A 13,316-nucleotide genomic window follows, 5' to 3' on the forward strand; every position below is an offset into this window, starting at 1 on the left:
GAGTGGTACTTGGAGTGAGTTTGCAGCTATGAGAGTTTTTTATGCAAAAGTTGTTGTCCACCTCTATTGGCGACCGGACGATACGTTTTTCCACGCTGCGGGCGCCAACCACCTCTATTGGCGACCGGGCGATACGTTTTTCTACGCTGCGGGCGCCAACCACTGTTATTGGCGACCGGACGATACGTTTTTTCACGCTGCGGGCGCCAACCACTGTTATTGGCGACCGGACGATACGTTTTTTCACACTGCGGGTGCCAACCACTGTTATTGGCGACCGGACGATACGTTTTTCCACGCTGCGGGCGCCAACCACTTTTATTGGCGACCGGACAATACGTTTTCCCACGCTGCGGGCGCCAACCACCTCTATTGGCGACCGGACGATACGTTTTCCCACGCTGCGGGCGCCAACCACCCTTCAATAAATGAAGACTAAACAAACTTCATTCAGAATTCCCCTATCTACGACCAAATCCTCAAAATTTCTTCCGGAAGGGCTTAGAGACCCTTTCGCTCATCCCCCCGCATATCTCGCAAAATACGATTTCGCCTCTGCTAAATCATTTGTGCCGTGGACGAGGACGCGGCCATCTTTGAAGAAAACCATGCTGACTCGCTCGTCCGGCTCGAATTTGAGCAGGAACGGGTTGGCAGCAGTGACGGTGCCCGCCTCTCGCAGAATGCCAGCCAATTTCTTAAGATCCACCGGGTTCTTTTTGCGCGGATTGATTTGGACGGTGTCCCGGCCGCACAGAGCGGTGAAGGCGACCTGTTTATCAGATGAACGGTCGAGAAAATCAAACTGCCCTTGGCCACAGGCCGGGCAGTCGGGATTGCGTCCCTTTGAGATGTCCATCTGCATTGTCGAGTTGTACCAGATGTCGACTTGCTCAAGGTTCGGGTTGTGTTCTGCGCCGACGAGTATTTTTATCGCCTCCATCGCTTCGAAGGAACCGATAATTTCGGTAATCGGCGACAGGACGCCAATTGTGTCGCATGTTTCGCCGAGTCCGGCTTGGGCGTCGGGGAACAGGCAGCGGTAGCACGGCGTTTTGCCAGGAATGATAACGGCGAACATGCCGCGCGAGCTGACCGCCCCCCCGTAAACCCAGGGAATATTGAATTTTATTGAAATATCGTTCATCAAATAGCGGATTGAAAAATTATCAGTTCCGTCCACTATGACATCGAAGCCGGCGAGGAGCTCCTCGGCATTATCGAGGTTCACATCGGCAATGACCGGGTCAATCTCTATTTCCGAGTTCACTGCTCGAAGCCTGTCGGCAGCAGCGACAGCCTTGGGAAGATTTTTGCGCGCGTCCTCCTCCGTGTACAGGGTTTGGCGCTGAAGATTCGACAGCTCGACCAAATCGCGGTCGATGAGCCGCACATAGCCGACCCCTGAACGAACAAGATGGTTGGCGATGACGGTGCCAAGCGCCCCCATCCCGACGATGGCAGCACGGCTTGCAAGCAGCTTTCTCTGGCCTTCTTCCCCTATCGGTTTAAACAGCATCTGGCGCGAATATCTCTCCATTTCGCCCGCTCCTTTCAAAATTTACCCACAACAATACTTTCATTATAAAAGCTTTTCAGAAAAATTTACAAAAAATTTAAAATTGTTCTCAAATTAAGAAGGAATTTATACCCAAAATGAAGAATAGTGATTAGGTACAGCTTTTTTTGCAACGGGAGGGGTGTGTCCTTTTTCCGGCGCAAAAGAAAAATGGGAACGCCCGTCTAAAGGGAGGCGCGGCACCTGGTTTTTCTCAAAAAGCCAGGCGATCCGCTCTTAAGGGAGAGTGGATACCCGGTTTTCTTAATCCTACAAAATTTTAGTAAGGGGGCAGCAAATCGATGAATCTTGGCGGCTTCAAGAACAATGAAGTAGTAGTTGATTTGACTAGTGGCACAGTTGAGTACAGAAGCATCAATGAAGATAACGTACGGAAGTATATCGGCGGGCGCGGCTTGGGCGTAAAATATGTCCTTGATAACGGGCCTGAAGTGGAACCGCTCTCGGAGGACAATATCCTATGCATCATGACCGGTCCGGTAACCGGATCGCGTTCTTCAATGAGCGGACGGCTAGCTGTTGTAACGAAATCCCCGCTGACCGGGACCGTGACCGACTCCCATATGGGTGGATGGACTGCGGCGCGCCTGAAGTGGGCTGGCGTTGACAACGTGATCATCAAAGGAAAGAGCGACAGGCCTGTTTACCTCTACATAGAGGATGGCAAAGCAGAACTTCGCGACGCATCCGCCGAGTGGGGAACTAGCACACGGGCAACCGTAAAAGCGATGAAGGACCGCTATGGCGCGGAGGACCTTAGCGTCATGGCAATCGGCCAAGCCGGGGAAAACCTTGTCCGCTATGCCTCTTTCATCAACGAGCACGACCGTTCAGCAGGACGCGGAGGTACTGCTGCGGTAGCAGGATATAAGAAATTAAAAGCAATCGTCATCAAAGCCGCGCAAAAAGGCAACATGCCGCAGCCGGCATTGGCAGACGAGTATAAAGAAGCCAACAAAAAAGCAGTTAAAGCTATCCTTGAAGGCGGGCTGACCGCGCCGAACAAAGGCGGCCTTTCCGTATACGGAACGAACGTCCTGACCAACCTGATCAACGAGGTCGGCGCACTGCCAACAAAAAACGCCCAATTCACGAACTGGGATCAGGCCGAGCTGCATAGCGGTGAGTATGTAAACGAGCATCTGCTCGTCGCGAATAATACTTGCCACGCCTGTCCGGTCGCCTGCAAAATTGAGGTCGAAGTCAAGGACGGTAAATATAAAACGCGGGTTGAAAGCTTCGAATTCGAATCCGCCTGGGCGCTTGGCGCAAACAGCGGGCTGAGCAATTCAGAAGCAATCGCCTACCTGATCGATTCGTGCAATGAGTACGGCATCGATACAATCGAACTCGGGAATGCCTTCTCCGTGACGATGGAAGCGTATGAAAAAGGAATTGTTGATGAAAAGCTTGACTGGGGCGACGCGGACAAGATGATTGAAATGACAAGGAAGATCGCCCACCGAGAAGGCTTCGGTGGCGTCCTGGCTGAAGGCCCGGCCCGCGCGACCACCATGTGGGGAGCGCCTGAGCTGTCCATGTCGGTCAAAGGCCAGTCCATTCCTGCCTATGACCCGAGGGGCATCCAGGGAATCGGCCTCGGCTACGCGACAAGCAACCGCGGTGCCTGCCACCTGCGCGGCTACACCGTCGCATCCGAGATTGCAGGCATCCCGGAACCAACCGACCGTCTGCAGCCGGAAGGAAAAGGCGAGCTCCTGAAAATATTCCAGGACCTGCTTTCCTTCTCCGACTCGATGAATATTTGTAAATTCTCATCCTTCTCCGAAAATGCCGAGAACTATGCCGAGCAATATAGCGCAATGACCGGCATCCCAATGACAGCCGACGACGTCATGCTCGCTGGAGAACGGATCTACAACCTGGAGCGTTACTACAACAACCTCGCAGGCTTCAACAAACGCGAAGACGACTTCCTGCCAAAGAGGTTCACCGAAGAACCCGCCACCGGCAACAGCGCAGGGTCCGTCAGCCGCATGGACATCATGCTGGACGAATACTACAACGTCCGCGGCTGGAAAGACGGCGTTGTCCCAGAAGAAAAACTCAGGGAACTCGGCATTCTCCCTGAAACAGCAGAACCAGGCAGCCAGCTAGTTTAAGAGTGAAGCACGGGGACGATTCCCCTGCCTCATCCGGGAACCGAAATACCAGGCGGCGACAATTTTGAAGCAGCCATTCAGGTCTGAAAAGAAATATCGAGTAATCAATGCAAGGCTTCTGCGCAATTCGGGCAGAAGCCTTTTTATTCTTTTGCAGAGATTAGGAGTGTATAAGTTGCAATCAATCTTATTATGAAACTTACACGAGGTGAACAATGAAGGATAGAATCATAGAGGTTTTCAACAAGCTTTCCGGTGCTTATGAAAAGTCCGTTGACATAGATAATCTCTATAACGGCGAATACGAACGGCCTGCCATGCTCGCAGAGCTGCCGGAGGATTTAGCAGGAACAAAGATACTGGATGCCGGCTGTGCTGCTGGATGGTATGCGGTGGAGCTTGCCAACCGCGGCGCGAAGGTTGCCGGGATCGATATTAGCCCCGAGATGGTGAGCGCGGCAAAAAGGCGTGCCGGTGATAAGGCTAATATTTTTTGTCATGACTTAACTGAAGCTCTTCCATTTGACGATCAGTCTTTCGATTATGTGGTCAGCTCGCTCGCCCTCCATTACTTGAAAGATTGGTCCTTTACTTTTAGCGAATTTAAACGGATTCTCAAACCTGATGGTATGTTCTTGTTTTCCATCCACCATCCGTTCACTGACATTCAGCTATCTGAGAATCCAAACTACTTTTCAATGGAGCTGATCATAGACCAGTGGCGAAAGGATGGGAAATTGTTCGACGTGCCGTTTTACCGGAGGCCGCTGCAAAACATTTTAAACGAAACGATCGCCTATTTTGCAATCGAAAAAGTAATTGAACCAATTCCCACGGCAAAATTTAAAGAACTGAAGCCAGAATCCTTTGAGAAACTGATGAAGTCGCCGAACTTTTTAATTATCAAAGCAACTTCGAATGTAAAAGGAGCCTAACTAATGAAGAATATTTTCAAAGAAATTGTCTACATCATGCAAAATGACTATGCCGGCTGCGAGGATAAGAAAGGATGGGATAACCCCGAGTTTTTCCTCACAAAAATAGAATCACTCGAAAAAGAGAGCAAGCTGACTGATGAGACGTTTACTGAAGTGGTCGAGGACTATTTAATCGATTTCAACGACCAGCACATCTTTTTTACGAATCTTCGCGCGCAAAAGAGAGGCCAGACGGATGTTGGCTTCCGAGTCCGCCGCTACGAGGACAAGCTATATGTAACTGAAGTTTCCGAGGAAACTAGACTGGAAACCGGGATCGCTTTCAGCAGCCTTGGCGGTCTAAGCATTGCTGAATTATCCAAAAAGCACTCACGCTACCTGAAAGAGTCCCATCCGGAGCGGGAAAACTGGAACAAGATTCTCCAGCGCTATTCCAACGGAGAACTGGAAGACAAGGATGGAACTGCTTCGACTTTTTCATTCAGCCAATTTGAAAAGAAGCCTTATCAGCCCGAATATTCGGTCAAAAACTGGCGGGGGACGCTATGGATGACGCTGACCGATTTCGCGGACCCGGATGCCATCTTGGCGATGGTTGAGGCAAACAAAACGGAGCTTGAAAACGCAGAATCGTGGATTATCGACGTACGCTCGAACCGCGGCGGCAGCGATATGAGCTTTTATCCTCTTCTACCCTACCTCATGCCGGAGGAAGGTGTCGACCTGGCTGCTGATACTGGTGCGGATATGATTTTTAACACGACGGAGGCAAATGCTGAGCGGGTTCAAAAAATGCTGGCCGCGCAGTTGGATGTGACTGAAGCCGAAGAGTCGCGCATTTTTCTCCAAATCTTTCAGCGGGAGTGGGAAAAGAATAAAGGAAAAGGCTTTGTCACCTTTGATTTTTCCGAACTGCTAGGTGATCTGTTCGTAAAGGGAATGCCTAGTCCGCGCAAAATAATCGTTCTCACCGATGATTATTGCGGAAGTTCCGGCGAGTCGTTCGTCGAGGTATGCAAAAAATCCAGCAAGGTTACTGTCATCGGGCGGCCCACCATGGGACTGACCGACTACGGCAATCTTACCTGTGAAACCTGGGGAGAAAGTTTTAAACTTTGGTATCCTACTTCACGTCTGGCCAGGACCGACGAGAACTACCTGCCAGGCAGCGGGATTAAGCCCCACGTCTATATCCCTTGGACGCCCGAGCATCTAGTTCGGGACGTCGATGCCGAAAAAGCGCTTGAACTCCTGGAGTCTGGCCACCTGCTCGGAAATTAAGACTATATTTGCAAAAGAAATTTTCATTTCCGCCACTTTTAAAGGCCCCATCAACTCTGATGGGGCCTTCTTACTTATTATAGGGCAACACTGAAACACGTCATCCAACTAAAACAAGGTTCGCGAGTTCTACCCTTCCCGCTGCCTCATCTGCGACACGACAATCCCCGCAAGAATTAACAGCATCCCGATCCACTGCACTAGAACGACCTTCTCGCCCAAAATTAGATTGGAAGCGATAATGCCGACGGGCAATTCCACCGAGCTTAAAATTGACGTAAGCGTCCCGCCAATTTTCGGCGCGCCATAAGTGAACAGGACCGGCGGCAGAAGCTGGGCCAATATTCCAAGCATCAGACCCCATTTCAGTACGCTGCCAAACGGGTTAATCCCGCTCATCGGCGTGGTAACCGAGAAGCCAATCAACAGCAGCACAAGCGTTCCGGAAACCATCAATCCGTTTTTATAAAACTGCGGGATGGTTTGCGGCAGAACCGAGGCTCCAATTAAAAAGACCGAATAGAAGATTGCCGCGAGAAACCCATACAAAACGCCTGGCGCATTGATGACCCCGGAATCCACGCTGGTAATCTGAAGGACGAGAAGCGTTCCGGCAAGCACGATTACCACGGCCAACCATTCGTTGCGGCGGATTTTTCTTTTGAAAACAAACTTTTCGATCAACAGGCCAATCCAGGTGAACTGGAACAGCATGACGAGCGAGACGGACGTCGGTACGTGAGCAAGGCTCGTGTACAGAGCGAGGCTCGTTCCGCCGAGGCCTATTCCCCCGACGGCCAAAAGCTTCGCATAGTCGCGAAAGCTTATTTTGCCAAAAGACCTTGTGGCCACAATGAGCACCAGCAGGCCAAGCGTACCGTAAACGTACTGGCTGATGGTCAGCTCGGCAAACGTGAAACCGTCCGCGTATGCGAGCTTAACAATCGTATTGACGAATCCATATAAAGAGGCGGCTGTTAAAACCGATAGAATTCCAAGTGTCCTGTTCAACTGATCAACCCTTCCATCTTGCAAAAACAAAAGCTGTTCAAGCAAAGAGACGTCCCTTTCCGAAAATCGGACTTCTCCACTGTTTACAACGCACTAATGGCGGTCACACGACCACACTTAAAAAGTGCTCAAGGAACGCGTCAGCATCGACTTCCAGTGCGACATCGACGTTCGGCGGGTTGGCCGGGATGTTCCGCAAATCAGGAACCGTCCTGCCGATAGAGTGGATCCCTTCGCAATCGACCTGGATGTGCATCGGCTTTGTTTTGATAAAAGCGGGATTAATCACGGCGCCAATCGCCAGCGGATCGTGGAGCGCGCAGCCTTGGATGCCCGGATAAAAGTTCAAATAAGAGTCCATATAAAAGCCGACAATGTGGGCCATGAAATCGCCAAGCGGCGTTTGCTTAGCCTTCCACATGTCTAGCTGTTCCCGCGGAAGCAGCGTCTGCATCGTGACATCAAGTCCGACCATCGTGATCGGCAGGCCGGAGCGGAACACGATTTCGGCACTTTCCGGGTCTGCATATATATTTGCCTCGGCTGCCGGCGTGACGTTGCCGGGAACAGTCGCGGCGCCGCCCATGATGACAATGCGCCCGACCTTTTCAACAATCGAAGGCTCTTTCATGACAGCGAGGGCCAGATTGGCCATGCTGCCAACACAGACAAGCGTAATTTCGTTTGGATGCTTTAATATCATTTCAACCATATATTCGGCCGCATGCTTTCCTGAGGCTTGCGCCTTTGGCAGTGGCAATGAATGGTTGCCCATCGCGTCCTCGCCATGGACAAATGTCGCCTTCTTTTTCAATGGCGGCCTAAAAAGCGGAGCTGCGGCACCGGGATAAACGGGGATATCCTCGCGGCCAAGCAACTCGAGCAGCTGTAGGGTGTTCCTGGTTGCTTCCTCGACAGACGTATTCCCGAAGCAGGTCGTAATTCCGATCAGGTCGATGTCCACGGAATGCGCCGCATACGCGATTGCCATCGCATCATCGATACCAGTATCTACATCAAGGATGACTTTCTTCATTTATAAAACCTCCCTCTTCTTGCCGGATACAACTTCGACAAATTCACGGATGAACCGCTCCGCGTCTACTTCTAGGCAGACGTTCACATTCGGATGCGTGAGATCCCGTCCGCGCAGGTCGGCGATCGTCGCGCCGGAAGAGAGGGCGCCTTTTGTTTCAATGGCGACTTGCATCGGCTCCGTTTTTACGATATCGGGATGGAGGGTGACTGCGACCGCTAATGGATCGTGAATCGGGCTGCCGTCGATGCCGTCCATCTTTTTGTAGGCAGCTAGCCTGAAGCGCATCATCTCATCAAGCGCTTCGATGAGTTCCTCATTCGTTTCGTCCTTCTGGCTGACCATCCACGCCATGTCTTCCGCGGTGATTTGCGTTTGCATCGTGACATCGAGCCCGACCAAGGTGAGCGGGAAACCTGCTTCGAAAACCATGTGGGCCGCCTCCGGGTCTCCAGCAATGTTCGCTTCGGATACAGGAGTGACATTTCCCGGTACCGTGACCGCGCCGCCCATGACGACGACTTCTTTCACTTTTTGCGGAAGAGTTGGGTCTTTTGCCAGTGCTTCGGCGAGATTGGTGAGCCGCGCAACCGTAATGATCGAGATTTCGCCTGGTTCTTCGTTCACCGCCCTGACGATGAAGTCGGATGCCCGTTCTTCCCCGGCTTTTTCTTTTGGCAAAGGAAGCGAAACATCCCCAATCCCGTTCTCACCGTGAACGTGGACGACAGGGCCTTTCCATTCCCCGAGTAGAGGTTTGGCCGCGCCGGCGTAGACGGGTACATCCGCTGCTCCCGCAAGCTCAGCGATTTGGAGGGTGTTCAGTGTTGCCTGGGCGACGTCAACATTCCCGAAACCGGTCGTCAGCCCTTTCACTTCAACGTTCGGATGCTTTAACAGATAAAGGATGGCGAGAGCGTCATCAATGCCTGTATCGATATCGAGGATTACTTTTTTTGCCATAAACGTACCTTCCTTAATTAAGTATGAATGCACTTTCTAGCATACCCAAGATTTTCGCAAAATTCGAGCCCCTAAACTTCCCGGCGGCCAGGTTTTTTCTTCCGCGAGGAAAATAAAAACCGGAACAGCAGGAAGCCGTCCGGGTATCGAAGGGTATTCAACCGCCGATCCGTGTTGTTTTATAGCGGTATTTTTTGAGAAGGTCACCTAGCGCCTCTTCCGTTTCAGCTCTGAATCGGATATGTACAGCATTAACTTTAAATGTTTTTGTAAACGATAGTTCCTCTTCTGACAGGATTTCCGCGCTCCAATTGGCGCCTTTATAGCTGATGGGCAGATCATCCGTCACTTTGGCGCCGCCCAGTTCTTCGAAATACATACAGAGGTGGCTGAGGTTGATGCCGCGGAACTCAAGCAGTTTCTCGCCCATTGGTCAGCCTCCCGCGACAGGCGGGAACAGCGCAAACTGATCGGTTTCATTGACTTCTGTTTCGAGGTCGTTCAAATGGACAATATTTTTCCCGTTAATGTATACATGAACAAAATCCTTCAGCGTCCGTTCCGGTGTGAAAATTTCATCTTCTATATCCGGGAACATCTCGACCATCTTTTCAAGTACATCAATGACCCGGCTTCCATCCGGCTTCACCTCGACCGTGACGCCGCCGCAAATTACGCGGAGATTGGCAAATACCTTTACCTGCATGGAAAACTCCCCCTTTATCCCACTCCAGGCGGCTTTAGTGCTTCCCGCCTTTAAGGTTCCCTTTACCTTCCATCTTAAGGGAAACCAGGCTCATTGTCATCTGTAAAAAGGATATCTGGACCAGTCCGGCTTCCTAGTAAAGCAGGGTGGGGCAGGAAGAACTATGTGAAAAGTTTAAAGTTTTGTCTCTTTGTAAGTTGGGAAATTTATGGTTGTATTGAAATAAAAGGAAAACGAGTGGTATGTTAAAAAGGAAGTGTCAGTTTCATTGATTTTTTCAGAGGGGTGGAACTGTTTGAAAACCTTTATCCGGTTAAATATTCTGTCCGCTTTTTATGGATTGCTGTTTTGCCTTTTTCATATTGTTTATGTTTATTGGAATTGGCTTATTGCAATCAGTCCATTGAGTGAAACGAGATCGGCCGGCCTATTGTTCTCGGTGGTTGTTCTTTCAATGCTTCTCTCGTCATTCTCTTTTTGCCAATTTACAGGAAAATGGCTGCATGGAACCATCCGTTATTTATCGATTGTGCTATGGCTTCCGTATTATTTATTGAGCATTTATGTGCTTTTCATCACCATCATGCCGCAAATTCCGCCCCAATACGAACCTGCTCCTGGCGGCGGCTTCGTCATTTTGATTTATATGACCATTTATCCAGTTTTCATCGGCATGATCAGCGGCCTGGCGCATGACAGCAAAGCAAGCATCCAGTGAAACCTCCCGCGATGCGGTCTCTAAGCCCGTATTGATTTCAAATTCTGATTTTGGGAACAGAGGAGCCTTCTCTAAGCCCGAACACTTGGCCAAAAGCAGAATTCAGGCACAGACAAGCGCCCTCTAAGCCCGTTTTGATTTCAAATTCGAATTTCGGGAACAAGAAGCCGTCTCTAAGCCCAAACACTGGCCAAAAGTAGAATCCGGGCACAGACAAGCGCCCTCTAAGCCCGTTTTGATTTCAAATTCGAATTTCGGGAACAGAGAAGCCGTCTCTAAGCCCAAACACTTGGCCAAAAGTAGAATCCGGGCACAGACAAGCGCTCTCTAAGCCCGTTTTGATTTCAAATTCGAATTTCGGGAACAGAGAAGCCTTCTCTAAGCCCTAACCCAATATAAAAAGCCGCATCCGGGCACAGAGAAACTTCCTCTAGCCCGAACACGGCCCTACATCGATTTTCAGTCACACATCAGCATCCCTGATTGAAACCGCAAGCTCGGGATAATCTGTCATGATTGTATCTACCCCGGCCTCCATTAGCTTCCGCATATCCTTTTCCTTATTCACAGTAAAGACCCTAACCGGGAACCCGTGCGCGGGTGCCTCCTTCACCATGTCCATATAGGCGACTGGAAGGTAAACATGCAGCGCAGATGCGCCGACAGTTTTTGCATATACCCAAGGCTCATAAAGAGGTTCCATGTATAGAATCGCGGTTTTTACCTTTGGATTCAGCTCCTGTATCCTTTTTACGCTGTAATGGTTGAACGATGAAATGATTGTTTTATCCAGATAATCATACCGTGCCAAGGCATCTAGCACTTTTTCCTCGATGCCTTTGTACGGAATGATGTCGCTTTTAATTTCCACATTCAACGTAATCCCTGTACCCCTCATCAATTCAAGCACTTCATCAAGCGTGGGAATGGTCGTGTTAACGAATTCCCAAGAAAGCCATGAACCCGCATCCAGGCTTTTCAGTTCCTGAAGCGTCATACTACCGACGCGGCCCGAACCGTTCGTTGTCCGGTCAACCTTTTCGTCATGGATGACGACCAACTCGCCATCCTTTGATAAATGGACGTCCAGTTCAATTCCGTCGATTCTATGGCGGAGCGCCTCCCGGAACGCTGGAATCGTATTTTCCGGATGGGTACCTTTGCTGCCACGATGGGCGAATATTTTCGTTTTCCCCTTTTCCATGCTACTCACCTACTTTTCAAAAAGAGCCAGGAATTCCCCGTACCCTTCTTCCTCAAGCTTATCCTTCGGCACGAATCGGAGAGCAGCCGAGTTGATGCAGTAGCGGGCGCGGTCAGGGCCTGGGCCGTCATCAAATACGTGCCCAAGGTGCGAGTCGGCCGTTTTCGAACGCACCTCGATCCGCCTCATCCCGTACGTGGTATCAAGCCTTTCCTCAATCTCGTTCCTTCTGATCGGCCTCGTAAAGCTCGGCCAGCCACAGCCGGCATCATATTTATCAGTCGAGCTGAACAGGGGTTCACCAGAAACGATGTCAACATAGATGCCTTCATCCTCATGGTTCCAAAACTCATTTTGGAACGGCGGCTCAGTCGCGCTGTTCTGGGTCACCTCGTACTGCATCGGCGTCAGTTCGCTGCGCAGCTCTTCTTCGCTCTTCTTCTTTTTCCAATTCTCGCGGATAAAACCCGCTCTGCCCGAGCCTTCCTTGTACATGTTATAATGCCAGGCGTTCTTTTTGTAATAATGCTGATGGTTCTCTTCGGCGCGGTAAAACGATTTTGCCGGGAGAATTTCCGTGGCGATTGGCTTGCTGAAACGGCCGCTTTCAGTGAGTTCCCGCTTCGATTCCTCCGCAAGCCTGTGCTGCTCCTCGTTATGGTAGAAAATTGCCGTCCGGTACGATGAGCCGCGGTCACCGAACTGGCCGCCGGGATCGGTCGGGTCGATCTGCTGCCAAAAGAGCTCCAGCAGCTTCTTGTATGGAAATACGGACGGATCAAACGTAATCTGGACAGCTTCATAATGGCCAGTCGTATCCGTGCAGACCTCCTCATAGGTAGGATTTTCGGTATGGCCTCCCGTGTAGCCGGAAACAACCTCCTTGATGCCCGGCTGTTCATCAAACGGTTGTACCATGCACCAGAAACAGCCTCCCGCGAAAGTAGCGAGTTCCAATTGTTCAGACATATAAGCCCCTCCTTCGTATCACTCGGCGGAAACCCTGTTGGGCTCCGCAGTTTATTCAAATCATTTTTACTGAAGCCTTTTGGAAAAATGGCCTTTGACAATTCCGTTGCTACAACATAAAGAAAAAATGCGTGAGCTCATTTTGCCTGTTTAAAGCTGTTTCTGCAAAACTTACTTCCGGTTTTTCTTGAATCCAAGATAAATAACGATTATTGAAAATACAATCAGGAATAGTTTGCCCTGAACCGTCCATTCTGTAACCTGATAGACGGAATATGCCTCGATGAGCAGGGCAGGAATTTTGCCAATTGTACTTGCGGCAATAAAGGTGATTGCACCGACAGAGCCAATCGCCGCGGCAAAGGTGACGAGTCCGGACGGAACGAATGGCAGGACCCTCAAACCAATAATCAAAAGGAACGCCTCCTTCCCCCGGGCCGTGAGCAATGTTTCAGCCCAGCGTGAATCTGGCAGCTTCGTTTGCACCCAACGCTTGAAGCCTTTTCGGTAAAGGAAAAACGAAACCGCAGCACCAGCCGCTTCGCCGAGAGCGGAAATCGCCGTCCCGCCGACCGGTCCAAACACGACGATATTCGCCGCTGTCAAAAACACACTCGGCACCACGCCAAGAATACTGATCGCTACATTCAGCAAGACGATGACCAGCACAGCCGCTTCCCGGTATTGTTCAAAAATTCCAACAACCCACTCCTGCATCACTTTACCCCATTAAATATATTCGAATGCATTCTGTGTATGAAATCCCGATAATCAGAAATGCAGCGTTT

The 13,316-nt window shown here is 50.4% G+C and carries 14 protein-coding genes; 5 read left to right on the forward strand and 9 right to left on the reverse strand.

Features of this window, described 5'->3' with window-relative positions:
* Positions 1-41 precede the first annotated feature (41 nt).
* Entirely contained in the window at positions 42-428 is a 387-nt protein-coding gene (locus tag BN1002_RS18235) for a hypothetical protein (RefSeq protein ID WP_148362816.1), read from the forward strand.
* Between the two features lie 89 nt (positions 429-517).
* On the opposite strand, the gene BN1002_RS18240 is transcribed toward BN1002_RS18235, so the two are convergent.
* On the reverse strand, positions 518-1,540 hold the full coding sequence (locus tag BN1002_RS18240; protein WP_048826940.1) for a ThiF family adenylyltransferase: 1,023 nt from the start codon (positions 1,538-1,540) through the stop codon (positions 518-520).
* A 320-nt stretch (positions 1,541-1,860) separates the two neighbouring features.
* Between BN1002_RS18240 and BN1002_RS18245 the strand changes: the two genes are divergently transcribed.
* The 3 genes from BN1002_RS18245 (at position 1,861) to BN1002_RS18255 (ending at position 5,921) form a co-directional block, all read left to right on the forward strand.
* Entirely contained in the window at positions 1,861-3,702 is a 1,842-nt protein-coding gene (locus BN1002_RS18245) for an aldehyde ferredoxin oxidoreductase family protein (protein WP_048826941.1), read from the forward strand.
* 215 nt (positions 3,703-3,917) lie between these two features.
* A complete protein-coding gene (locus BN1002_RS18250) occupies positions 3,918-4,637 on the forward strand; it encodes a class I SAM-dependent methyltransferase (protein ID WP_048826942.1) in 720 nt (239 codons plus the stop codon).
* 3 nt (positions 4,638-4,640) lie between these two features.
* Positions 4,641-5,921: a S41 family peptidase gene (locus BN1002_RS18255; protein ID WP_048826943.1), complete on the forward strand. Its 1,281-nt coding sequence runs from the start codon at positions 4,641-4,643 to the stop codon at positions 5,919-5,921.
* A gap of 129 nt (positions 5,922-6,050) precedes the next feature.
* Here the strand turns inward: BN1002_RS18255 and BN1002_RS18260 are convergent, their stop codons facing one another.
* The 5 genes from BN1002_RS18260 to BN1002_RS18280 all read right to left on the reverse strand — a co-directional run bounded on the left by BN1002_RS18260 (position 6,051) and on the right by BN1002_RS18280 (position 9,637).
* Entirely contained in the window at positions 6,051-6,977 is a 927-nt protein-coding gene (locus tag BN1002_RS18260; RefSeq protein WP_048826944.1) for a DMT family transporter, read from the reverse strand.
* A 58-nt stretch (positions 6,978-7,035) separates the two neighbouring features.
* Positions 7,036-7,968, reverse strand: a complete 933-nt coding sequence (locus tag BN1002_RS18265) for a nucleoside hydrolase (RefSeq protein WP_048826945.1) — start codon at positions 7,966-7,968, stop codon at positions 7,036-7,038.
* Positions 7,969-8,931, reverse strand: a complete 963-nt coding sequence (locus BN1002_RS18270) for a nucleoside hydrolase (RefSeq protein ID WP_048826946.1) — start codon at positions 8,929-8,931, stop codon at positions 7,969-7,971.
* A gap of 157 nt (positions 8,932-9,088) precedes the next feature.
* Positions 9,089-9,361 (reverse strand): MoaD-like domain-containing protein, encoded by a 273-nt coding sequence (locus BN1002_RS18275; RefSeq protein ID WP_048826947.1) that lies wholly within the window; start codon positions 9,359-9,361, stop codon positions 9,089-9,091.
* Between the two features lie 3 nt (positions 9,362-9,364).
* Complete coding sequence (locus tag BN1002_RS18280) at positions 9,365-9,637, reverse strand: ubiquitin-like small modifier protein 1 (protein ID WP_048826948.1); 273 nt, start codon at positions 9,635-9,637, stop codon at positions 9,365-9,367.
* A 295-nt stretch (positions 9,638-9,932) separates the two neighbouring features.
* On the opposite strand from BN1002_RS18280, the gene BN1002_RS18285 reads away from it, so the two are divergent.
* On the forward strand, positions 9,933-10,355 hold the full coding sequence (locus tag BN1002_RS18285) for a hypothetical protein (protein WP_048826949.1): 423 nt from the start codon (positions 9,933-9,935) through the stop codon (positions 10,353-10,355).
* Positions 10,356-10,818: 463 nt separating this feature from the next.
* On the opposite strand, the gene BN1002_RS18290 is transcribed toward BN1002_RS18285, so the two are convergent.
* The 3 genes from BN1002_RS18290 to BN1002_RS18300 form a co-directional block, all read right to left on the reverse strand.
* On the reverse strand, positions 10,819-11,559 hold the full coding sequence (locus BN1002_RS18290) for a glycerophosphodiester phosphodiesterase (RefSeq protein ID WP_048826950.1): 741 nt from the start codon (positions 11,557-11,559) through the stop codon (positions 10,819-10,821).
* 9 nt (positions 11,560-11,568) lie between these two features.
* On the reverse strand, positions 11,569-12,528 hold the full coding sequence (msrA, locus tag BN1002_RS18295; RefSeq protein ID WP_048826951.1) for a peptide-methionine (S)-S-oxide reductase MsrA: 960 nt from the start codon (positions 12,526-12,528) through the stop codon (positions 11,569-11,571).
* 171 nt (positions 12,529-12,699) lie between these two features.
* Positions 12,700-13,245, reverse strand: coding sequence for a TVP38/TMEM64 family protein (locus BN1002_RS18300; RefSeq protein ID WP_048826952.1), 546 nt, complete (start codon positions 13,243-13,245; stop codon positions 12,700-12,702).
* Positions 13,246-13,316: the final 71 nt, after the last annotated feature.

Source organism: Bacillus sp. B-jedd, from assembly GCF_000821085.1.
Taxonomy (GTDB): Bacteria; Bacillota; Bacilli; order Bacillales; family Cytobacillaceae; genus Bacillus_D.

Coding starts and splice junctions, on each gene's coding strand:
- msrA (WP_048826951.1), bottom strand. CDS start 12,528: ATGTCTGAACAATTGGAACTCGCTACTTTCGCGGGAGGCTGTTTCTGG.
- BN1002_RS18235 (WP_148362816.1), top strand. CDS start 42: ATGCAAAAGTTGTTGTCCACCTCTATTGGCGACCGGACGATACGTTTT.
- BN1002_RS18300 (WP_048826952.1), bottom strand. CDS start 13,245: ATGCAGGAGTGGGTTGTTGGAATTTTTGAACAATACCGGGAAGCGGCT.
- BN1002_RS18250 (WP_048826942.1), top strand. CDS start 3,918: ATGAAGGATAGAATCATAGAGGTTTTCAACAAGCTTTCCGGTGCTTAT.
- BN1002_RS18280 (WP_048826948.1), bottom strand. CDS start 9,637: ATGCAGGTAAAGGTATTTGCCAATCTCCGCGTAATTTGCGGCGGCGTC.
- BN1002_RS18270 (WP_048826946.1), bottom strand. CDS start 8,931: ATGGCAAAAAAAGTAATCCTCGATATCGATACAGGCATTGATGACGCT.
- BN1002_RS18275 (WP_048826947.1), bottom strand. CDS start 9,361: ATGGGCGAGAAACTGCTTGAGTTCCGCGGCATCAACCTCAGCCACCTC.
- BN1002_RS18255 (WP_048826943.1), top strand. CDS start 4,641: ATGAAGAATATTTTCAAAGAAATTGTCTACATCATGCAAAATGACTAT.
- BN1002_RS18245 (WP_048826941.1), top strand. CDS start 1,861: ATGAATCTTGGCGGCTTCAAGAACAATGAAGTAGTAGTTGATTTGACT.
- BN1002_RS18290 (WP_048826950.1), bottom strand. CDS start 11,559: ATGGAAAAGGGGAAAACGAAAATATTCGCCCATCGTGGCAGCAAAGGT.
- BN1002_RS18265 (WP_048826945.1), bottom strand. CDS start 7,968: ATGAAGAAAGTCATCCTTGATGTAGATACTGGTATCGATGATGCGATG.
- BN1002_RS18240 (WP_048826940.1), bottom strand. CDS start 1,540: ATGGAGAGATATTCGCGCCAGATGCTGTTTAAACCGATAGGGGAAGAA.